Source organism: Leuconostoc miyukkimchii (assembly GCF_019656055.1).
In the GTDB taxonomy this organism is placed as follows: Bacteria; Bacillota; Bacilli; order Lactobacillales; family Lactobacillaceae; genus Leuconostoc; species Leuconostoc miyukkimchii.
Window position 1 is genome coordinate 288805 of record NZ_BPKY01000001.1, and the last position, 21981, is coordinate 310785.

The 21981-nt window shown below is 37.7% G+C and carries 27 protein-coding genes and 1 tRNA gene; 21 read left to right on the forward strand and 7 right to left on the reverse strand.

From position 1 onward, the window contains the following. The first annotated feature begins 46 nt into the window (after positions 1-46). The 13 genes from nusA to K5Q13_RS01385 all read left to right on the forward strand — a co-directional run bounded on the left by nusA (position 47) and on the right by K5Q13_RS01385 (position 13011). Complete coding sequence (gene nusA, locus K5Q13_RS01325; RefSeq protein ID WP_220739069.1) at positions 47-1141, forward strand: transcription termination factor NusA; 1095 nt, start codon at positions 47-49, stop codon at positions 1139-1141. Between the two features lie 56 nt (positions 1142-1197). Further along, complete coding sequence (gene rnpM / locus K5Q13_RS01330; RefSeq protein ID WP_220739071.1) at positions 1198-1494, forward strand: RNase P modulator RnpM; 297 nt, start codon at positions 1198-1200, stop codon at positions 1492-1494. Next, positions 1484-1804 (forward strand): L7Ae/L30e/S12e/Gadd45 family ribosomal protein, encoded by a 321-nt coding sequence (locus K5Q13_RS01335; protein WP_220739073.1) that lies wholly within the window; start codon positions 1484-1486, stop codon positions 1802-1804. The genes rnpM and K5Q13_RS01335 overlap by 11 nt, the downstream gene beginning before the upstream one ends. Then, positions 1805-4276, forward strand: a complete 2472-nt coding sequence (infB, locus tag K5Q13_RS01340; RefSeq protein ID WP_220739075.1) for a translation initiation factor IF-2 — start codon at positions 1805-1807, stop codon at positions 4274-4276. Positions 4277-4325: 49 nt separating this feature from the next. Continuing rightward, positions 4326-4679, forward strand: coding sequence for a 30S ribosome-binding factor RbfA (gene rbfA / locus K5Q13_RS01345; RefSeq protein WP_220739077.1), 354 nt, complete (start codon positions 4326-4328; stop codon positions 4677-4679). A 93-nt stretch (positions 4680-4772) separates the two neighbouring features. Further along, positions 4773-5951 (forward strand): aminotransferase class I/II-fold pyridoxal phosphate-dependent enzyme, encoded by a 1179-nt coding sequence (locus tag K5Q13_RS01350; RefSeq protein WP_220739079.1) that lies wholly within the window; start codon positions 4773-4775, stop codon positions 5949-5951. 18 nt (positions 5952-5969) lie between these two features. Beyond that, positions 5970-6491 carry a PTS sugar transporter subunit IIA gene (locus tag K5Q13_RS01355; protein ID WP_220739081.1) on the forward strand — a complete coding sequence of 174 codons (522 nt, stop codon included), beginning with the start codon at positions 5970-5972 and terminating at the stop codon, positions 6489-6491. Next, a complete protein-coding gene (gene truB, locus K5Q13_RS01360) occupies positions 6478-7386 on the forward strand; it encodes a tRNA pseudouridine(55) synthase TruB (RefSeq protein ID WP_220739083.1) in 909 nt (302 codons plus the stop codon). The genes K5Q13_RS01355 and truB overlap by 14 nt, the downstream gene beginning before the upstream one ends. A 2-nt stretch (positions 7387-7388) precedes the next feature. After that, entirely contained in the window at positions 7389-8333 is a 945-nt protein-coding gene (gene ribF, locus K5Q13_RS01365) for a riboflavin biosynthesis protein RibF (protein ID WP_220739085.1), read from the forward strand. A 128-nt stretch (positions 8334-8461) separates the two neighbouring features. Next, the gene (gene hrcA / locus K5Q13_RS01370) at positions 8462-9490 is read left to right on the forward strand and encodes a heat-inducible transcriptional repressor HrcA (protein ID WP_220739087.1); all 1029 of its coding nucleotides are present in this window, start codon (positions 8462-8464) and stop codon (positions 9488-9490) included. 16 nt (positions 9491-9506) lie between these two features. Continuing rightward, entirely contained in the window at positions 9507-10079 is a 573-nt protein-coding gene (gene grpE, locus K5Q13_RS01375; protein WP_220739092.1) for a nucleotide exchange factor GrpE, read from the forward strand. Positions 10080-10176: 97 nt separating this feature from the next. Further along, positions 10177-12021: a molecular chaperone DnaK gene (gene dnaK, locus K5Q13_RS01380; protein WP_220739094.1), complete on the forward strand. Its 1845-nt coding sequence runs from the start codon at positions 10177-10179 to the stop codon at positions 12019-12021. 87 nt (positions 12022-12108) lie between these two features. After that, entirely contained in the window at positions 12109-13011 is a 903-nt protein-coding gene (locus tag K5Q13_RS01385) for a DnaJ C-terminal domain-containing protein (RefSeq protein WP_220739097.1), read from the forward strand. Between the two features lie 92 nt (positions 13012-13103). Here the strand turns inward: K5Q13_RS01385 and def are convergent, their stop codons facing one another. Continuing rightward, entirely contained in the window at positions 13104-13682 is a 579-nt protein-coding gene (def, locus tag K5Q13_RS01390) for a peptide deformylase (protein WP_220739099.1), read from the reverse strand. 56 nt (positions 13683-13738) lie between these two features. Between def and K5Q13_RS01395 the strand changes: the two genes are divergently transcribed. The 4 genes from K5Q13_RS01395 to K5Q13_RS01410 all read left to right on the forward strand — a co-directional run bounded on the left by K5Q13_RS01395 (position 13739) and on the right by K5Q13_RS01410 (position 16824). Then, positions 13739-14011 carry a UPF0223 family protein gene (locus K5Q13_RS01395; RefSeq protein ID WP_220739111.1) on the forward strand — a complete coding sequence of 91 codons (273 nt, stop codon included), beginning with the start codon at positions 13739-13741 and terminating at the stop codon, positions 14009-14011. After that, a complete protein-coding gene (locus tag K5Q13_RS01400) occupies positions 14008-14793 on the forward strand; it encodes an inositol monophosphatase family protein (protein WP_220739114.1) in 786 nt (261 codons plus the stop codon). Before K5Q13_RS01395 ends, K5Q13_RS01400 begins: the two co-directional genes overlap by 4 nt. Positions 14794-14857: 64 nt before the next feature. Then, a complete protein-coding gene (typA, locus tag K5Q13_RS01405; protein ID WP_220739116.1) occupies positions 14858-16699 on the forward strand; it encodes a translational GTPase TypA in 1842 nt (613 codons plus the stop codon). Between the two features lie 36 nt (positions 16700-16735). Continuing rightward, positions 16736-16824, forward strand: a tRNA-Ser gene (locus K5Q13_RS01410). Positions 16825-16972: 148 nt separating this feature from the next. On the opposite strand, the gene K5Q13_RS01415 is transcribed toward K5Q13_RS01410, so the two are convergent. The 5 genes from K5Q13_RS01415 to K5Q13_RS01435 form a co-directional block, all read right to left on the reverse strand. Further along, complete coding sequence (locus tag K5Q13_RS01415) at positions 16973-18151, reverse strand: tyrosine-type recombinase/integrase (protein ID WP_220739118.1); 1179 nt, start codon at positions 18149-18151, stop codon at positions 16973-16975. 540 nt (positions 18152-18691) lie between these two features. Continuing rightward, positions 18692-19144, reverse strand: a complete 453-nt coding sequence (locus tag K5Q13_RS01420) for a hypothetical protein (protein ID WP_220739121.1) — start codon at positions 19142-19144, stop codon at positions 18692-18694. A gap of 60 nt (positions 19145-19204) precedes the next feature. Next, positions 19205-19690 (reverse strand): hypothetical protein, encoded by a 486-nt coding sequence (locus tag K5Q13_RS01425; RefSeq protein WP_220739123.1) that lies wholly within the window; start codon positions 19688-19690, stop codon positions 19205-19207. Positions 19691-19711: 21 nt separating this feature from the next. Continuing rightward, on the reverse strand, positions 19712-19990 hold the full coding sequence (locus K5Q13_RS01430; RefSeq protein WP_220739126.1) for an ImmA/IrrE family metallo-endopeptidase: 279 nt from the start codon (positions 19988-19990) through the stop codon (positions 19712-19714). A 12-nt stretch (positions 19991-20002) separates the two neighbouring features. Next, positions 20003-20341, reverse strand: coding sequence for a helix-turn-helix domain-containing protein (locus K5Q13_RS01435; RefSeq protein ID WP_220739128.1), 339 nt, complete (start codon positions 20339-20341; stop codon positions 20003-20005). A 308-nt stretch (positions 20342-20649) separates the two neighbouring features. Here K5Q13_RS01435 and K5Q13_RS01440 point away from each other — a divergent pair, with 308 nt between their 5' ends. Then, positions 20650-20844 (forward strand): hypothetical protein, encoded by a 195-nt coding sequence (locus K5Q13_RS01440; protein WP_220739130.1) that lies wholly within the window; start codon positions 20650-20652, stop codon positions 20842-20844. Positions 20845-20859: 15 nt separating this feature from the next. Continuing rightward, complete coding sequence (locus K5Q13_RS01445) at positions 20860-21054, forward strand: hypothetical protein (RefSeq protein WP_220739133.1); 195 nt, start codon at positions 20860-20862, stop codon at positions 21052-21054. Here K5Q13_RS01445 and K5Q13_RS01450 read toward each other — a convergent pair. Then, positions 21051-21440, reverse strand: a complete 390-nt coding sequence (locus K5Q13_RS01450) for a DUF2513 domain-containing protein (protein WP_220739135.1) — start codon at positions 21438-21440, stop codon at positions 21051-21053. The genes K5Q13_RS01445 and K5Q13_RS01450 overlap by 4 nt on opposite strands. Positions 21441-21532: 92 nt before the next feature. Here K5Q13_RS01450 and K5Q13_RS01455 point away from each other — a divergent pair, with 92 nt between their 5' ends. Both K5Q13_RS01455 and K5Q13_RS01460 read left to right on the forward strand, forming a co-directional pair. Further along, positions 21533-21730 (forward strand): hypothetical protein, encoded by a 198-nt coding sequence (locus tag K5Q13_RS01455; protein WP_220739137.1) that lies wholly within the window; start codon positions 21533-21535, stop codon positions 21728-21730. Positions 21731-21733: 3 nt separating this feature from the next. After that, positions 21734-21943: a hypothetical protein gene (locus K5Q13_RS01460; protein WP_220739139.1), complete on the forward strand. Its 210-nt coding sequence runs from the start codon at positions 21734-21736 to the stop codon at positions 21941-21943. Positions 21944-21981 lie beyond the last annotated feature (38 nt).

A 21981-nucleotide genomic window follows, 5' to 3' on the forward strand; every position in this document is an offset into this window, starting at 1 on the left:
GATATTATGATTATAGACTCTACTAAAATTGAATGAGGATAGGCGAATGAGTAAAGAACTAGTCGATGCGCTCGATGCCCTTGAAGCCGAGCGCGGTATTGAACGCGCAGTTGTTGTAGAAGCACTTGAAGATGCTTTAAGAGCAGCTTATAAGAAGCAATACAATAGTGCTGAACAGAATGTTGAGGCAATATTTGATACAAAAAAAGGAAACGTTTCAATTAAGCAGGTTAAAAATGTGGTATTGGACGAAGACTTTGAAGATGAAAACACAGAAATCTCTTTACACGACGCATTAGCGATTAATCGGGCGTATGAGCCTGGTGATGAAATTCGTTTTGACGTTACACCAAAGGATTTTGGACGCATGGCGGCCCAAGCTGCAAAACAAGTTATTGTTCAAAAAATGCGTGAAGCCGGTCGTGAAGCAATTTATAATAAATTTGCTGATTACCAAGATGAAATCATCACTGGTGAAGTTGACCGGCAAGATGCACGATTTTTGTATATGACTTTACCTGGTAATCAAGAAGCCGCTATGGCACCTAATGACCAAATGCCAAACGAACACTACCGTATGGGTGATCGAATTAAAGTATTGGTTAACAAGGTTGAAAATAATGCTAAAGGGCCACAAATATTTGTATCACGTACTGCACCAGATTTAGTTAAACGGTTGTTTGAACAAGAAGTACCTGAAGTTTATGATGGTACTGTTGAAATTATGAATATATCACGTGAAGCAGGTGATCGTTCAAAGATTGCAGTGTACACACATGATACAGATTTAGATCCTGTTGGAGCGATGGTTGGTCAGCGTGGGGCACGTGTACAGTCAGTTGTTAACGAGCTTGGCGGTGAAAATATGGATATTGTTGAATGGGTTGAAGATGAGGCACAATACATTGCTAATGCTTTAAATCCATCAGAAGTGACAGATGTTATCTTTGATCCTGAAAATGAACGTGTAGTAACAGTTATTGTACCAGATAATCAATTATCATTAGCAATTGGTAAAAAAGGACAAAATGCACGTTTAGCTGCACGCTTAACAGGTTTTAAAATTGATATTAAATCTGAAAGCGAAGCAGCCAACACATTATCAAATCAATCACCTGCAACAGGTGAGAACGGCGAATAAACTACAGAAAGGAAACGTGTATTAAGTTTTAATAGCTTCTTACACTCTAGATATTGATGAAACCTAGAAAAATACCGATGCGAAAAGATATCGTTACAGGTGAGATGTTTCCTAAAAAAGAACTTGTTCGTGTTGTTCGTGATAAAGAAGGAAATGTGAGCCTAGATCCAACGTCAAAGGCTAACGGTCGTGGTGCATACATTGGCCTAGATCGTGATATTGCAGCTGAAGCTAAGAAAAAACGAATATTTGATAAAGCGTTTGAGATGAAAATACCAGATGAGTTCTATGATGAACTTATTGCATATATTGATCATCAACAAGCACGTCGGGAGCTATTTGGTGATAAGTAGAGACGAACAAATTTTAAACTTATTGGGATTAGCAATGCGTGCTGGTAAGCTCGTGTTGGGTTCAGATTCAACATTAACAGCTATTCGTGGCAATAAAGTTCAAATGGCGTTTTTTCCCAGTGATGGCGGTCAAAGTCAAAGAAAAAAATTTGCTGATAAATCAAATTTTTATAATGTAACACTGATTCAAGATTATACTAAAACACAATTAACTGATGCAATTGGTGTGAACCGCAGTATATTTGCAATTGCTGATCGTGGATTTAGTCGAAAAATTCAACAATTAATTTTAGAAAAGGAGCGGAACTAAATGACAGAAGAAAAGAAATTCTCAGGGTCAAACCGTCCTGCAAGAAAACAGGCAGTTCCAGAACGCAAAGAGTTACCTGCATCACAGCGCCGTCATGCGGCGAAATTAACTGATGGGGCAGCTACACCTGGCAGTAATACAGCACAACGTTCAAGCAAGCCAACACGTTCAGGAAACAGTCAAGGGCAGCAACCAAACCGTAATTCGGGTCAAAATCGTTCAAATAATGGTGGGCAAAATCGCAATGGTCGTCCAGGATCACGTGTTCAAGCTGCAGAAGGTCGTCCAGCTATTCGTGAAAAAAAGAATTGGTCAACAAAGCCTCGTGAAGGGCAAGTGGATTATTCTAAACAAAAAGATAATAGCTTAAAGCAATATGTAAGCGATAATGAAAAGCGAAAGCAAGCTGTAGCTGCTGCTAAAGAACCAAAAAAGGCTGAAACTAAAGCGGCAAAACCAATTGAAACTAAAAAAACAGAAGATAAAGCAGCTAAGCCAGCTACTACAACAACACCTGGTACAGGCAAGTTCGGTGGTGCATTAGCATCAGGAAATAATTCGGCTCGAAATAATTCACGTAAGCGTAATATAACGGGTACGGGTCAACAAACACCGCGCCGTAATGATAAGCCACGCGGATCAAAGAAATCTCGACGTATTGCAGCTAAAAAAGGACCTGTTGCACCAGTAACAGAGCGTAAGAAGCAGCCATTACCTGAAATTCTAGAATATCGCATTGGTATGAATGTTCAGGATTTGTCTAAACTATTACACCGTGATTCAGCTGAAATTATTAAGAAATTGTTCTTACTTGGTATTATGACTAACCAAAACCAATCTCTTGATACTGATACAATTGAAATTTTAGCAGCAGATTACGGTATTGAAGCACAAGTTAAAGAAGAAGAAGACGTTGCTGACATTGATAAGTTCTTTGCTGATGAAAACATTGATGAGAGCAAGTTAGTATCACGCCCACCAGTTGTTACAATTATGGGTCACGTCGATCATGGTAAAACAACTTTGCTAGATTACTTACGTAACTCTCATGTTACTGAGGGTGAAGCAGGTGGAATTACTCAACATATTGGTGCTTATCAAACGCAGTTGAATGGTAAAACAATAACATTCTTGGATACACCTGGACATGCTGCATTTACAGAGATGCGCGCACGTGGTGCTAATGTGACTGATTTGACGATATTGGTAGTAGCAGCAGATGATGGTGTTATGCCACAAACCATTGAGGCTATTAACCATGCCAAAGCTGCCGGAACGCCAATCATTGTTGCAGTTAACAAAATTGACAAGCCTGGTGCAAATCCTGACGACGTGATGAACCAGTTGATGGCTTATGACTTAGTTCCTGAAGAGTATGGTGGTGATACAATATTTGTCAAAATATCAGCTAAATTTGGACAAAATGTTGATGAATTACTTGAAATGATTTTACTACAAGCAGAAGTTCTTGAATTAAAAGCTAATCCGGATATGCCAGCTCGTGGCTCAGTAGTTGAAGCACGTTTGGATAAAGGTCGTGGACCAGTTGCAACTGTACTAGTCCAACAAGGCACGATGCACGTTGGTGATCCAATTGTTGTTGGTAATACCTACGGACGTGTTCGTACCATGACTAATGAACGTGGTGTGGAATTAGAAGAAGCATTACCAGCAACGCCAGTACAGGTTACAGGTTTAAATGATGTACCTCAAGCAGGTGATCGTTTTATTATCATGGCGGACGAAAGAACAGCACGTGCAGCTGGAGAAGAACGTGCCAAGCGTGCACAAGAAGCAATTCGTAATTCAGGCTCAGTTGTCACGTTAGACACGTTGTTTAGTACAATGTCTGAAAAAGCGATGAAGACTGTACCTGTTATTGTTAAAGCTGATGTGCAAGGCTCTGTTGAAGCGTTGTCTGGATCGTTAAAGAAGATAGAAGTAGACGGTGTGCGTGTAGATATTATTCATACAGCCGCTGGTGCCATTAATGAATCGGATGTTACTTTAGCGTCTGCTTCAGGTGCAATTATCATTGGATTCAATGTACGTCCAACCCCTCTTGCAAAATCGCAGGCTGATTCTGATAAAGTAGATATTCGTTTCTATAATGTCATATATAATGCTATCGATGATGTTGAGGCGGCTATGAAGGGTCAGCTTGAACCTGTCTATGAAGAGAAAATTATTGGAACAGTTGCTGTTAAAGAATTATTCAAGTTTTCTAAGGTGGGTATCATTGCTGGTGCAATGGTTGAAGAAGGTAAAATTACTAAGGAATCTAAGGTTCGTATTCTTCGCGACGGTGTTGTTGCATATGATGGTGAAGTTGCTTCACTACAACGTGGAAAAGATGCAGTTAATGAAGTTAAGATGGGCTATGAATTTGGATTTACCGTTGCCAAATATAATGATGTCCGTGTTGGTGATGTTGTAGAAGCTTATGTAATGGCAGAAGTTAAACCAAAATAATTTAAGTGTGATTAACATCATTCTTTATTTAGAAAAGGGGCACAAAGTTATGGCTAATCCACAACGTGCAGGCCGTCTGGCACAAGAAGTTCAGCGTGATGTGACGGATTTATTGCTTAAGCGTATTAACGATCCACGTGTGCAAGATGTTACAGTAACCAGTGTTGAATTATCAGGGGATTTGCAAATTGCAACCATCTATTATTCAATTTTATCTGATTTAGCAAGCGCTGGGCAGAAAGCACAATCTGGATTAGAGGCTGCCAGTGGTTTGATTCGTAAAGAATTAGGTGCAAGATTGACAGTTTACAAGACACCAGAACTACGTTTTGTTCGTGATCAATCAGTTCAGTATGGTAATCATATTGAAGATTTAATTCGCAAGTTGAATTCTGAAAATTAATTAATTGTGAACAAAAAAACGTTACTTTTTAAGAGTAACGTTTTTTTGTGTTAAAATAGAATTACGACAATTTGATAAATAAGGAATCTTAAAATGACTAACTTCATACAACCTTTGAATCCATTAATTACTGAAATGGCGCCTGATAAATTATTGGCATTTCAAAAAACTGTTCGAGATATACCAGATATTTTAAAACTGACATTGGGCGAGCCTGGGTTTTCAGTTGACGAACGTATCAAAACTGCAGCTACTGAAGCACTTAACAATAATCGCTCACATTATGCTGAAAGTCAGGGTGAACGAGAACTACGTGTTGAAGCAGTTAAATATTTTAATGCGAAGTATCATCTAAATTATCGTGATGAAGACAATGTGATTGTAACACTTGGTGTAAGTGAAGCAATTAACGTTGTCTTGAACACATTGCTTGGTAAAAATGAAGGTCTTTTAATGCCGGAACCAACGTATGGTCCCTATTTTACATCATTAGATTTGGCTCATGGTACAAAAATCACAATTGATACGACACCTAATCGTTTTAAACTAACACCACAAATGATTGATGAAGCAGTAAGCAGTGCAACAGTTCCGGTACGAGCTATTTTGATGAACTATCCAGCAAATCCAACGGGGGTTACATATTCACGTGATGAGATTATTGAATTGGCAGAAATGTGTAAGAAACATAAGTTATGGATAATTTCAGATGAGATCTACTCATTGCTAACTTATGACCAAGAACATGTTTCTTTTTCAGAGATCATTCCTGAGCAAACAATTTATATTAATGGTTTATCAAAATCTCATGCTATGACTGGTTATCGTGTGGGATTCATCTTGGCAGCAGCTGATGTGATAGCTGAAATGCAAAAAGTACATGGCGCGTTAACATTTGCTGTTCCAACGTTTATCCAAGACGCAGCATTAGTGGCTTTACGTGATGTTAATGATACACCTATTGTTATGCGCGATGCTTATAAGGCACGACGTGACCGCATTTTGCCACAGTTACAAAATTTGGGATTTGATGTTGTCTCACCCGAAGGTGCTTTTTACTTGTTTGCAAAGTTACCCGTAGATTTAGGTGAAGATGGCGATGCTTTCGCTCTAAAGTTGGCGCAAGAAGGTAAAGTAGCCGTTATTCCCGGATCAGGTTTTAGTGACGCAGCAAGGGCATATATCCGAATTTCGTATGCAGCATCGGATGCTGATTTGGATGAGGGGATGCGAAGACTAGTAGCATATGTTAATCAATTACGCGGAAAATAATTAAAAGGCAGGCAACTTATGAGTTGGTGGCAAAATCTATTTAATCAAAAAAGTAGACATCATAGAATTAAAACAACAGGCCAAATTAACGCGGTTAATGTTGCACGCAATTCTGAATTCCCAGTTGTTGTTGCACCTGTAACTGGTCAATTGCGGAAAATTGATGATGAGATTGAACAACTTAATAGTGGCAATGGTTTTATGATTTTACCAGATGGTAATAGTATTATGTCACCAGTCTCTGGCATTGTTGTGGCGTCTGATACCCATAAGGTTACAATCCAGAGTATTCATCATGAAAAAGTAACAGTACACTTACAAGGCCATGGTAACGAACCTATCGATGCTCATCTAGCAACATATGGTGTTGGACAGCAATTACATGCTGGTGATCTGATTGGAACAACACATGACACAGATCATAATATAGGTGTCTATGTGACCTTTGAGGACAATGTAAATCCACACATCAGTTATGGTGCAGTATATGCTGGGCAAAATATTTGGCATTACCACGAGGGAACAAATGCAACAGAATAAAAATATTGACGGTATCATTGTTGTTAATAAGCCACGGGGTATGACTTCCTTTGATGTTGTTGCTAAAGTGCGTCGTGCAGTTGGGCAGAAAAGAGTAGGGCATGCTGGTACACTAGATCCAAATGTTGATGGTGTTCTCGTTGTGGCACTAGGTAAGGCAACTAAATTGATTGATGAATTGCAAAAACGTCGCAAGCAATATGTTGGCACGATTACACTTGGATTTGCAACTGAAACAGAAGATCTGGATGGTACTGTAATTTCGGAAATTCCTATTCAAAAGCCATTTTCCGATAGTGATATTGATCAAGCAATCTTGCATTTAAATGGTGAAATCAAGCAAGTACCACCAATGTTTTCTGCTGTTAAAGTTAATGGTAAGCGCCTTTACGAGTATGCACGAGCTGGAGAAGTAGTCGAGCGGCCAGTTCGAGATGCGATGATTTATGATTTTAAGCGCACATCCGATGTTATCTACCAAAATCAACAACAGAAGTTTGATTTTGAAGCTACGGTATCAAAGGGAACTTATATTCGTACATTAGCTATTGATACAGGTACACATTTAGGTATTCCAGCGACAATGACTAGTTTAACGCGAACGATAGGTAGTGGCATGACACTCGATCAAGCTAGCGAACTAAGTGATATCATGACATTAGAGAGAACTGCGTTACTTGAATTAATTATACCTATAAAAAATTTATTGACATGGCCAAGCAAAATACTTACAGATGACGAATGGTTTGCTGTCAAAAATGGTCAAAAAATAACAACTTGGCCAGCGAGTGATAAATACCTACAATTGATATATCGTGACGAAATTAAGGCAGTATATGCTTATAACAAAGAGGATGGCATATGGCAATCACGTTACGTGTTTGCTAATGAATGATCATGGTTGAAATAATTAGATTACATTATCCTATTTTAAAAACAATCAATTCAGCTCAGCAAGTTGTTGCAATGGGCTTTTTTGATGGTGTGCATCTTGGTCATCAAAAAGTTATTAAGCGAGCTAAGATAGAAGCAGAGCGGCGGAATGTACCTCTAGCAGTATTAACTTATGACCCACATCCAATTGTTGTTTTTAAAGCACTTACAGAACCTTTGCGTTATATCACGCCAATTGGTAAAAAATCAGAATTATTAGCTGATCTGGGTGTTGATATTGTATATGTCATGCAATTTACGTCTTTGCTATCGACATTACCACCACAAAAATTTGTAGATGATGTTGTTATGCAGTTAAATCCTGTGACCGTAGTTGGTGGATTTGACCATGTATATGGTGGTGACCCGAAAATAGCTGACATGATACATTTACCAAAGTATGCACAAAAACGATTTGATGTTATATCCGTATCAGAACTTGATGATGGTGAACATAAAATTGGGTCTTCTTCAATTCGACTGGCATTAGACAATGGAGAGATGGCAATTGTTAATCGACAACTTGGTCATATTCATCAAACAACAGGTCTTGTTGTTCATGGAGAAGCGCGTGGCAGGGAACTTGGTTTCCCAACGATTAATATTAAAACACCGGAGTTGGAACACTTGCCTGCTATTGGTATCTATATTGTCGAGGTAATGATTGGTAGTGATTGGCACTTAGGTATGGCAAGTATTGGCAGAAATGTTACATTTGGTGATGCACGTCCGATTACCGTTGAAATTAATTTATTAGACTTTAATCAAGAAGTCTATGGCGAAAATGTTACAATAAATTGGCACAGTTACCTCCGTGGTGAGATAAAGTTTGCAAATGTAATTGACTTAATATCACAGTTAAAGCAAGATGAAATCGCGACACGACAGTATTTTAATACACTTGGCTAAGGTTGAGTGTATTTTTATTTTAGCACTCCTTAAAAAGAGTGCTAAAAAGGTTGCAATTTTTTTTGAATAGTGTATTATTATAGTTGTTAGCAGTTAGTATTGTTGAGTGCTAAAACGGAGGTGATGGAATGCTGACTGAGCGACAAAAACTAATTTTAAATGCCATCATTTACGAATATACGCAAACAGCGCACGCGGTAGGTTCGAAGAGTTTACAAGAACAGCTTGATATTAAAGTTAGTTCTGCGACAATTCGCAATGAAATGGCTGCCTTAGAGGCAGCGGCATTGATTAAAAAATTACATACGTCTGCTGGACGAATTCCATCACGTGCTGGTTATAGATATTATCTTGATAACTTAATGGTAGCACGAGCAGCAACGCAACAAGACATTGCTTTGGTTATACAATCTTTTCGTGGTAATTTTCATGAAATGGATGATTTGTTGGATGAGTCAGCTCATACTTTGTCACAGTTAACAGGTGCAACTGCGCTAATCTTAAAACCAAAACGAGTGAACATTACTGTTTCCGGTTTTCGGCTAGTACCGTTAGAAAATCAGCAATTAATTGCTGTGTTAGTGACTAATGATGGCAAGGTAACGAGTCAGACATTTAAATTACCACGAGAGTTAGCTGTTTCTTCGTTAGATAGTATGATTAAATACATTAATGAACAGATGAATGGCCGACCAGTGCTAGAAGTCTTGAAAATGATGCAGTCTGATGAATTGCCTACGCAAATGAGTCGCATAATCAAAACACCCGCTGCCTTTTTACAATTATTTGGGGATGTGTTGGCACGGTCAATTGGTGATACGGTCCATATTGGTGGGCGGTTGAATGTGTTAGACTTTAGTGAAGACGATATCGATACTAGGGAAGTTAAACAATTGTTAGAATTTTTAACATCAGCATCTGATATTCGTCGTGTAGCTACGACAGAAGGCTACCATGTTACAGTTAAAATTGCTAAGGAAATAGATGAACCACTGCTGAGACCATTTAGCTTAATTACAAGAGCTTTTACGGTACCGGGTCAAGGTGAAGGTGTGATTGCCTTGTTAGGTCCGATTCGTATGGCGTATTCACGTAACGTATTGTTAATGGATGCTTTTGGTGAAGCATTAAGTCAGAAAATGATTGAGTATACATAAACAGGAGGTCACAAGCGTGGCAGATGAAGCTAAAGAAGAAATAAAAAATGAAAAAGTAGCAGAAGAGACTGATGATAACGTAGCAACTGACGTTATAGAAAAAGCAGACGAGCCAGAACAAAATGAAGTGGATCCACAACAAGTTAAACTTGATGAGGCGCTTGAGAAGATATCAAATCTGGAAGATCAACTGTTGCGTGCACAAGCTGAGATTCAAAATATCCAGCAACGTCATGCACGTGAAGTACAAAATGTACGTAAATATGATGGGCAAAAGTTAGCAAGTGCTGTACTACCGGCCGTTGATAACTTAGAACGAGCGTTGCTTGTTGAAACAGATGATGCTGTTGCACAGCAAATTAAGACAGGTGTTGAAATGACACTAAAGACTTTATCACAAGCATTGACAGACAATGGTATCTCTGCCACTGGTGAAGTTGGTGAAGTATTTGACCCAACAAAACATCAAGCTATTCAAAGTGTTGATTCTGATGAAGTAGAATCAGATCAAATTGCAACTGTTCTACAAAAAGGATACATTTTGCAAGACCGAGTGTTACGTCCAGCAATGGTTGCCGTAGCAAAATAATTTTTATTAACTTAATTGTTATGTATGGTGATTCAGCATATAGCACTACACCTTAAAAAGACAAAAACGAATTCAAAAGTAAAGGAAGAATATATTCATGTCTAAAATAATCGGTATTGATTTAGGAACAACAAATTCTGCAGTTGCTGTCCTTGAGGGTGGCGAACCAAAGATCATCACAAATCCTGATGGTGGTCGTACAACACCATCAGTTGTGTCATTTAAAAATGGTGAAAGCCAAGTTGGTGACGTTGCTAAGCGCCAAGCGATTACAAATCCTGACACAATTATTTCAATTAAGTCACATATGGGTGAAGCTGGATATAAAGTTACTGCTGATGGTAAGGACTATACACCACAAGAAATTTCAGCAATGGTTTTGCAATATATCAAAGGTTATGCGGAAGACTATTTAGGTGAAAAGGTTGATAAAGCTGTTATCACAGTTCCTGCATATTTCAACGATGCACAACGTCAAGCTACCAAAGATGCAGGTAAAATTGCTGGTTTGGAAGTTGAACGTATCATCAACGAACCAACAGCCGCAGCCCTAGCTTATGGTTTGGATAAGTTGGATAAAAACGAAAAAATCTTGGTTTATGATTTGGGTGGTGGTACATTTGATGTGTCTATTCTTGAATTAGGTGATGGTGTCTTTGAAGTGTTGTCAACTAATGGTGACACACATCTTGGTGGTGATGATTTTGATAATGCGGTGATCGATTATCTAGCAGCACAATTCAAGACTGATAATGGTGTTGATTTGAAAGCAGATAAGCTTGCATTACAACGTTTAAAGGATGCTGCTGAATCAGCTAAGAAGACACTATCTTCAGCAACTGAAGCACAAATTGATTTGCCATTTATCGCCTCAGGTGATCAAGGTCCTTTGCATTTGCAAACATCATTGTCTCGTGCAAAGTTTAATGAGATTACTGCTAACTTAATCAAGAAGGCAGAACAACCCGTTTTGAATGCTTTGAAGGATGCTGGTTTGTCATTTTCAGATATCGATGAAGTTATCTTGAATGGTGGATCAACACGTATTCCAGCTGTGCAAGATTCTGTTAAGAAGTTGACTGGTAAAGAACCAAACCATTCAATCAATCCAGATGAAGCTGTTGCTTTGGGTGCTGCCGTTCAAGGTGGTGTTATTAGTGGTGATGTTAAGGATGTTGTTTTGTTGGATGTCACACCATTATCACTTGGTATCGAAACTATGGGTGGTGTGTTCACAAAGCTGATTGATCGCAACACAACTATTCCAACATCAAAGTCACAAGTGTTCTCAACAGCTGCTGATAACCAACCAGCCGTAGATATTCATGTTTTGCAAGGTGAACGTTCAATGGCTGCAGATAACAAGACGTTGGGTCGTTTCCAATTATCAGATATTCCTGCAGCACAACGTGGTGTACCACAAATTGAAGTGACATTCGATATTGATCGTAACGGTATTGTATCAGTTTCTGCTAAAGATTTAGGTACACAAAAAGAGCAGAAGATTACAATTCAGGCTGCTGGTGGTTTGTCAGATGATGAAATTGAGCAAATGATGAACGATGCAAAGGCCAATGAAGAGGCTGATGCAAAAAAGAAAGAAGCTGTTGACACGCGTAACGAAGCTGATCAATTAATTTTCTCAACAGAAAAGACTTTAGAAGAAGTCGGAGACAAGTTGGGGGATGACGATAAGAAAGCAACGCAAGAAGCTTTGGAGGCTTTGAAAAAGGCCAAAGAAGACGCAGTTGCAGATGATGCTGATTTGACAGATTTGAAGACTAAATCTGAAGATTTGGCTAAAGCTGCGCAAGAGTTGGCCATGAAACTTTATCAACAAGCAGCACCACAAGAAGGTGCTGAAGGTGAAGCTAATTCAGCAGATGATAACACTGTAGATGGTGATTTTGAAGAAGTTGACCCTGACAAGAAGAAAGATTAATATCATTGTTTTTAACAAATAATTCTTAAAGCGAACCGCATTCTCTTGAATGCGGTTTGTGTACATAATACCAAAAGGAGCGGGTAAGTGAATAATACAGAATACTACGACCGTCTTGGTGTAGACAAAAATGCTAGCCAAGACGATATAAAAAAAGCGTACCGTAAATTAGCAAAAAAATACCATCCAGATTTAAATCATGAGGCTGGTGCTGAAGAAAAGTATAAAGAAGTTCAAGAGGCCTTTGAAACACTAGGTGATGAACAAAAACGCGCACAATATGATCAATTTGGTCCAGCGGGCGCAAATGGTGGCTTTGGTGGTCAAGGTGGTTTCAATGGTTACCAACAACAAGGTGGATTTGGCGACTTTTCCGATTTAGGGGATATTTTTAGTCAAATGTTTGGTGGTGGGTTTGATCCTAATCGTCCGCGAAAAGGTCAAGATTTACAATATCGTATGCGATTGAGTTTTGAAGAGGCCATTTTTGGTAAAGAAGAAACCATAAAGTTTAATCGTGGTGATGGTTCTCATGAAATTAAAGTAACTGTTCCTGCTGGTGTTGAGACTGGGCAACAGATGCGTTTGGCAGAGCAGGGTGAAGAGGGTGCTAACGGCGGACCAAGAGGTGATCTCTTTGTTGTATTCCAAGTTGCTCCTTCAAAAGATGGTTTTGAACGAGATGGTGCAGATATTTATCTTGAGCAAAAGATTAACTTTGTTAATGCTGCTTTGGGCGCTGAGTTACAAGTGAAATCTGTTCATGGTGACGTTAATTTGAAGATTCCAGCTGGAACACAAACTGGTACACGATTCCGCTTGCGTGGAAAAGGTGCACCACGTTTACGTGGAACAGGTAATGGTGATCAGTATGTTATTGTCAAAGTAGATGTACCAACAAAGCTGAATAGAGATCAAAAAAAGGCACTAGAAGCGTTCCAAGAGGCATCTGATGGTACAAAGAAAAAAAGTTTCTTTGATAAATTATAATGAATCGTCATTATAATTAAGTGGTAAAAATAATTTTTATTAGAAAAAGCACATAAAGCTAATCTTTATGTGCTTTTTCTTGATATGTATTATTAATCAATGTATTTGGTTTCATTATCAACTTGCCAAGGGGCTTTTAAATCAATATGATCATAGTATAGGTGACCATGTAAGTGATCAATTTCATGTTGAAAAACTATCGCGGGGTAGTCACGTAATTTAATCACCTTTTTATCGCCATTTTCATCTTGATAGCGGACTGTGATACGATTAGCACGTGGTACAAAACCAGGGACATCTTCGTCAACCGATAAGCAACCTTCTCCAACGTCTAAAGCACCGCGTTTCACTGACTCAGAAATAATAATAGGATTAAATATTGTGCCTTTGAAAAATGGCTTATCCTCTGATTCATGTGGATCAATTGAAGGGACAAGAATTGCAGCCATGCTAAGAGAATAGCCAACTTGTGGTGCTGCTAAGCCAACACCTGGGCGTAGGCCATACTGTTCATTTTTTGTTTCGTCTTGTGAAATTACAAGATAGGTCATCATATCTTTGGCCAGTTGTGCATGTTCATCACTTAAGGGGAAAGGAACATTTTTAGCAGTTTGGCGCAAAACAGGATCACCATCTCGTGTAATTTTGTCCATTGTAAATCGAATTGTCATGTTTTTTTTACCTCTTTATTAGTATATCAAACTGTACAACATGTTAAAATAGGTGTATGAGTGAAAATTATATATTACCAATTGATGGCAATTGGACAGTAAAAGATATTGTTAAAGTATCAAATTTTGTTGATAGTGTTTTAAACGTTTATGAAACTGGTGTTTCTAAATCAGAATTATTGCTGCGTTACAACGAATTCCGTGAAGTTTTGCCTGCTTTGAGCGAACAAAAGCGTTTTGATAAGGATCTTGAACGGCAAACTGGACATAGCATTTATAAAACGATAAAACTGGCACAAAGAATAACAGGAGATAGGGTACGAGAATGACGTTAAGTCAGTTTGAAATTCAAGATATTGATCAGACTGTTTTATTATGGCTAGAGGAAGTCAGAAAACAGACTTTAATTGCAATGCAACAGCAACTAGATGTTGATACAAAACATGATGTTCGAGATTTAGTAACAAATGTTGATAGAGGCAATGAACAGTTTATTAATACTAAAATTCGTAATTTTGATTCAAACGCTACTATTGTTAGTGAAGAAGGCTTCGGTGATCATCAGCGTGATATGCAGGGAAATGTATGGTTTGTGGATCCTATTGATGGCACAATGAATTTTGTTAAGGAAAAAGATAACTTTGCAGTCATGATTGCTTTGTATATTGATGACCAACCAATTTTGGGTTGGATTTTAGATGTTGTTAATAACGTTGTTTATCATGGTGGACCACAAATCGGTGTTTTGTCGAATCAATTACGTTTGGATCCACCAAGTGATGACGCATTAAGTGATGGCATAGTACTATTAAGTGGTGCAAGATTACTGTATGGTATGTTTGGGTATGATAAAATTGCTAAAGCCGCGTTAGGTTATCGCGTTATTGGCGCAGCGGGACCATCATTTTTGCGCGTGATCTCAGGACATGCAGTTGGTTATTCGTCAAAAATGATGCCATGGGATTTTGCAGCTGGGCAAGTTTTGGCAAAAACATTAGGTTTATCTGTTTCAGACATTGACGGACGGCCGTTAGATATGTTATCATCTAACATAGTATTAGTGGCTACAAATCGCGCGCATCGTGATATTTTAACGTTGCATAAAAGCTAGGGCACAACAGACCCTAGCTTTTACTATGAGATAAGTGGCATTAAATTAAAGGAGCACTAGGAAATTGGCAAATCGCGAAGATATTCGTAACATCGCTATCATCGCCCACGTCGATCACGGAAAGACGACGTTGGTTAATGAACTTTTGAAACAATCAGATACATTGGACTCACGCAAGGAATTGGGTGATCGTGCAATGGATACAAACGATATTGAAAAAGAACGTGGTATCACTATCTTATCAAAGAACACAGCCGTTAAGGTTGGTGACAAGCAAATTAACATCTTGGATACACCTGGACACGCGGACTTCGGTGGTGAAGTTGAACGTATCATGGGCATGGTTGATGGTGTGTTATTGGTTGTTGATGCCTTTGAAGGTACAATGCCTCAAACACGTTTCGTATTAAAAAAGGCCTTCGAACAACATTTGACACCAATTGTTATTGTTAACAAGGTTGATCGTCCAGGTGCACGCCCTGAAGAAGTTGTTGATGAAGTTTTGGATTTGTTCATTGAATTAGGTGCTGATGATGAAGGTCTTGATTTCCCAGTTATTTTTGCTTCAGCAATGAATGGTACATCTTCATTATCTCCTGTTGTTGCAGATCAAGAACACACAATGAAACCAATATTTGATGCCGTTTTTGATACAATACCATCACCAATTGATAATTCAGATGAACCATTGCAATTCCAAGTTGCAATGCTAGATTATAATGATTTCGTTGGACGAATTGGTATTGGACGAGTTAAGCGTGGAACAATCAAAATTGGTGACAATGTTGAGGTGTTGAAGCTTGATGGTACAACACAAAGCTTCCGTGTGACAAAACTAGCAGGATTTATTGGCTTGGATCAAGTTGATATAACAGAAGCTAAGGCCGGTGATTTGATCGCTGTTTCAGGTATGGAAGATATTTCTGTTGGTGAAACAGTTGCTGACCCAGCCCATCCAGAAGCATTACCAATTTTGCGTATTGATGAACCAACTTTGCAAATGACTTTCCGTCAAAATGATAGCCCATTTGCCGGTAAAGAAGGTAAGTTTGTTACTGCACGTCAGATAGAAGACCGTTTACGTCGTGAATTGCATACAGACGTATCTTTGCGTGTTGAAGATATCGGACAAGCGGGTGCTTGGTTAGTATCAGGTCGTGGTGAATTGCATCTATCAATTTTGATAGAAACAATGCGTCGTGAAGGATTTGAAATACAAGCGTCTCGTCCACAAGTTATCTATCGTGAAATAGATGGTGTGCAATCAGAACCTTATGAATCTGTTCAAATTGATACACCTGATGAATATTCATCAACTGTTATTGATTCTTTGAATCAACGTAAGGGTGAAATGGTTAACATGGAAGCTGTTGGAAACGGTCAAACTCGTTTGACTTATATGGCACCTTCTCGTGGTTTGATTGGTTATTCAACTGAATTTATGTCTGCAACTCGCGGTTATGGTATCTTTAACCATACCTATGCAGAATACCGTCCAGTCGTCCGTAACTGGGAACCAGGACGACGTAACGGTGCTTTGGTTTCAATCAACCAAGGAACAACAACTAACTATGCAATCATGGGTGTTGAAGATCGTGGACAAATGTTCGTTGGCGCTGGTGTTGATGTCTATGAAGGTATGATTGTTGGAATGAATGCGCGTGACAATGACATTTCTGTCAATGTTACAAAATTGAAGCCACAATCAAACGTTCGTTCATCAAACAAAGACCAAACTTCATCTATTAAGACACCTCGTCTTATGAATTTGGAAGCATCTTTGGAATTCTTGAATGATGATGAATATGTTGAAGTTACTCCTGAAAACGTTCGTATCCGTAAAGCTATCTTGAACACAGCAGAACGTGAAAAAGCAGCTAAACGTCGTAAGGCATCAACAAATTAATATATAAGTAGAAAATCTTGTTAGGTTTTCTATTATGGAGATATGGCACAATCCGGTACTGCAACGGACTCGAAATCCGTCGAGCCGCTTATAGCGGTGTGCGGGTTCAAATCCCGCTATCTCCTTTCGAACATATGTTCGCATGTAGACATATGTACAAAAACGTTGTTAAATCAACGTTTTTTTGTTTTACTAAACGTAAATCAACGTGAGAAAACATCTCTTGTGGAGCCAAATTGGAGCCATGCTTGATTTTTCTTAACCTAATCGCTGCTAGTCCCATATTCCCTTAACTTTATCCGCTTCTGTATTAGAAACTTCATCAAGCAGGGCATGATAGTGTTTGTGAATTATTTCTATCGTGTGCCCCGATATTCTCGCAATGTAATCAAGCGAAATACCTTTTTGGATTAGGATAGTATCGTGGGTAGCTCTCAAAGTTTTTGGTGTTATGCTCAAACCATCATGAGTTTTTAAAGAAATATCAAGTTTTGACAGAACGTGACGAAGAACTTTACTAGTGTTAGATGCAGAAGATAACAGTCTATCACCTCTAGAGGTTGGCGGATAATCATTTCTAAACATTAAATTATGCTCGTTGCTTATATTATAAGTGGCGAGCCTTTTTTGTTTGTCTTCACTAAATGAAATGATCAATTCCTCTAATTGTGGAGAGACTGGCACATTACGTTCAGAACGAGTTTTAGTATACGGTTTGATAGTATTGTCTTGCTCAACGTAAGTATTGTGAACATGCAATAGGTGCTTTGAAACATTCAAATCATCAAACTGCAACGCCTTAGCTTCACTAGGTCGTAACCCACATTCCAACATTATCAAAAGTGTTAAATACTCTTGATGAATCAAATTAGTGTGTTCATAGAAATAGTGGCGCAGTATACTAGCGTCTTCCATACTTAAACTCGCAACTGGTTTAAATATTCCTTTATCCACACCAGTAGTTTTGATGCGATTTTCTGATGGCATTGGTGTTTTCCTGATTAAACCGTCATATTCAGCGTCAGAAAATGCCTTAGAAAGAAACGAACGATACTTATTGACGGTACTGGTAGCATATCGTTTTCCCAATGAATTGAAATATAGTTGAATAGCTGTTTTGTTACCATCGAAAAATTTTAGTGGTTTTCCCGGTAAATCAATTCGTAATCTCTTGATTAACGTATTGTAGTTATTCTTACTGTTTGTTTCAAGATAAGGTTCAACGTTAGATAGATACCATTGTTCAAAATATCGCCACAAAACCATAGAACCGTTGGCTGCTATATAACCACTTGCAAATGCAATTCTATCTTCGCTTTCTATCTCTTTTGCTTCTTGATAGGAATCAACATATTTTCTAGGCGAAAAATGGCGTTTTCCTAATTGGTCACGAGTTGATGTTCTTACAACATATTTTCCGGCAAATCTGCCAGTAGTAACTTTTTTTATCATACTGAATTATCCTTTCGTTTGTGAAGGTATAATAGGCATACAGATATGATAAATAGGGCAGTTTAGAGTCATGACTTTATGGACGAAATAAAAAGCCTCCTTTAAAAAAGGGGCTTACATCTGATATAATATAAGTGAACGCCCCGTGCGTTTTAGTCTTTAGCACACCTGCTGTCTGCCCGACAAGGTGTGCTTTTTTATTTGTGATGCAGGTACAAAAAAAATAGTAATGCGGCTGCGATTATGATACCCGAAACTGCGTAGAGCACGATATATAAATACTTCAAATGAAATAGGGTGTAATTCAAAAAGTGTGCCATTATATTACTCCTTTGTATGTCCGAGAGGGCCTGTGTTATTGAATTAATCCTAGTTGTCCTTTAATAGTTGTATATTTTTTAGTCATATGTTCTCCAACGCAAAAGTCCGTACCCAATTGAGTACGGACTTTGTGCAACGCTGTGCGTTGATTAGATGTAATCAATATATCATGCTAGGTTTATCTTGTAAATAGTTTTAATTATAATTTATCAATATACATTATTTAACAACGTCACCAGTAATTAACCATGAACCCAAAGTTGACTTTGATTCGCTAACCTTGAATTTAATATGATCACCATTTTTTAAACCATATTGCTGTGTCGCTGGATAAAAATTTAAGTGCTCGCCAGCCTGCAAGTTTTGTCCTAATTCTGTTGCGTTTTCAACATTGAAGACATCGACATCAACAATTTTTCCGTCAATACTTTGACCGCTATTTAATTGAGATTCAGCATCAGATGTTGATATTATAACTTCAGTTGAAGATGAACTAGATGCTGAGGGTGCCGATGATGATGAAGAAACTTCTTTCTTAGATTCACTACTGGAAGACTTTGTCTGTGCTGTTTTGACCTGATTATTCTGTGATTTAGTTCCAATAATGTAACCACCCATAGCGAAAATCAGTAAGCCCAGAACGCTGATTACGGCTAGTAATTTTTTATTCATTCTCAATCTCTCCCAAAACCTTTTAATGTGGGTGCTCAGCACATAGTTTTAATTGATTAGTTAATAATCATCTTCTTCTATTTTTCTTAGATACGTAATCCATTTTTTTGAAATATTAATATATTCTTCTAGTGACTTATCCTGATACCATTCAACACTGTCACCAGTTAAAACTTGGATTTTTGTTTTTCTTCCATTGAGTTTTATTCTTCCAATTTGATAGCTTACATATCTTACATTTAAAGTTTTATCACTTAATCTGTTTAACCGTAATAAACTGGTGTTTATTCCTGCATCTGAAAACATGCTCAATACTTTTTTAAAAAATATCGTTTCTATGTCATTTAGTTCGTTATCAGAAAAAATATTATGGCGCCCTTGAACGAATTCATCTGTTTCAGATTTTATTTTTTGGTATTGTAATTCATTATAAATTTCAAAGTCTGCACTTGTCCATGAGCCATCTGGAATTGATTCAGATGTAATTTTGACATATTGATCAGTATTTTTTCCAAACCAATCCATTAGTGTAGAAATAATGTTCATATAAAAACTCCGTTCATATTCTCAAATAACAAAATGTTTTGCAACATATTCAGCTTGCTTTTCAGCAAGCATGGTGTTGATTGACCAACGATTGTCATCACCGTACATATTAAATTCAGCGTGACCTGCCTCATGAACAATAGTATTTAATTGTCGCCATTCAGGTTGTAAAGTGTTGACATATATGATTACTTTTCCGTTGATTTTGTTAACTTCTCCATAATATAAAGGGTGCTCGACTTCAACACCGTAGAATTTATATTCAGGAAATTTATTAATATACATCTCGATTTCTGTCATACATGGCAAACCTCACAATCGGCGTTTTGATAGCTTAGCAATCTCAACGAGTTGCTTAATTTGTTCAATATCTTCTTTTGTAGCAGAAGGGTCTATGAAGTAAGCAATTTCTTTTTGTGCAGCAGTTAGATCATTTGAGGAAGTAGGGTTCATTTCATCTGTTCGTCCTAATAGGTAATCAGTTGATACATTTAGAACGTCTGCTACTTTTTGCAAGTTATCAGCTTTAGGAGTTGATTTTTTCCATCCGTAAATTGCTTTATTACTAAGCCCAGCTGTGTCATTGATGTAATCAATAGACATTTTTCTCTTTTCAGATACTTCTTTAATTCTTTCGTAAATTGTTGTCATTTCAAATGTCCTTTATTTTGAATAAAATAAAAGTTGAATAAAACCAACAAAACTATTGACTTGTTGGTAATAACCAACTATACTTATTCTTGTAAGTTAATTACACAGACAAAAAACAGTTAAAACATTATCAATCTTGGCGGAGGGATAGGTTATAACGATAGTTATTTGGTTGTGTTTACTATGTCATTATAGTTGAATATATCCAACTTGTAAATAGGAACTTACAAATGAAATACAAAAATCATGCCGTGAGGCAGTATTTTTTTTAAATCAAAACCCAGAAGTTAGGTAGAAAGGAGAAAGCGATGAACAATAAAATTGCGGAAGATATTCGAGCTGATGCGGCACGTTTAAATTTTAAAAAGTCAGATGTGGCAAAAGGAATTAGACGTGACCAATCTGATGTAGGCAAGGCAATGAATGGTCATTCTGGTACGTATTTTATTACTTTACGAGCAAAGATTCGTAAGTATCTTGATGAACAACTAGCGGATAGGTAAGTATAGGAGGAAAACATGAAAGAAAAGGTAGGGATATATTTCTACAAGAATTTGTTCGGACAAAACAAATATATTTGCATCGCCTCTGCGAACGGTGCCCTAGCAGTTGATTCGCTGTTTGGAACAGATTCCCTGAGCATAAAGAAAAAAGTTCCTAAGCTGAATTTAGGAACCTACTTGATGGTTGATGAGTTAGTTTTCAAAATTTAAAAACCCATTTGTTTTTCTATCAGTGACGTTAACACCTTAGATGCGATATCAGAGACCATATTTAGAGGAACCGAAGCAAATTTACTAGTGATATTTTTAGTTTCTGACCAAACTTTACTATCTCTAACAGTGTCTAAGAATTTATGTCCGTCCCAAGTTATTGCGTAACAATCAATCAATACCAAGGTGTCGTTAACATATATAAATTTAATATTAATATATCCCGCTTCATCTAATTTTTGCAAAGTATATATGATGTCATCAGGATTATAACTGACTAGTTCTTTACCGTTCATAAAATCGTTCTTCGTTAAATTTTCATTGATAGTGGATTTGTCTTCAATGAACAGTAGTGTCGAACGAACACAATCGTTATTTAATTTCATGGTTATTTTTTCCTTTCTCTTACTAGGCAAATGAGCTAGTAACTTAAGGATATCACTAGCACCACATTAAAACATTAGAAAAGGAGGCACCTATGCCAATGTTTGAAAGCAGGAGTTACCTGCAAAAAGAAATTGTGGATAAAAATCATCTCGACATGCACTTGATGACATTTTACAAATATATCAAGCGCGAAAAAAATTTTCCAAAGCCGTTCTTTGTAAGCGGTAATCGAAAAAAATGGGATGGTACAGCGCTTCAGTATTTTATTGACAAGAAGTCAGGGAGGTAGCGCATGATAATAGGCACAGTAGCAATCATCATTGGTGTCGTCTACTTCATGTATGCGGAAGACAAGATGAATCGTGAAGACGCAGAGAGTGATTATAAGAGCCGTGTTGCAATGGGCGAAGACCCAGCATATGTTGCATGGTCGATTAATCAGGCGGTAGATGATACAAGATCAATTGACAAAGCAAATCGTGTGTACAAGCAAGGTCGATAAAAATAAAAAACGCCCAACTGTTAAGAACTGTTAGACGT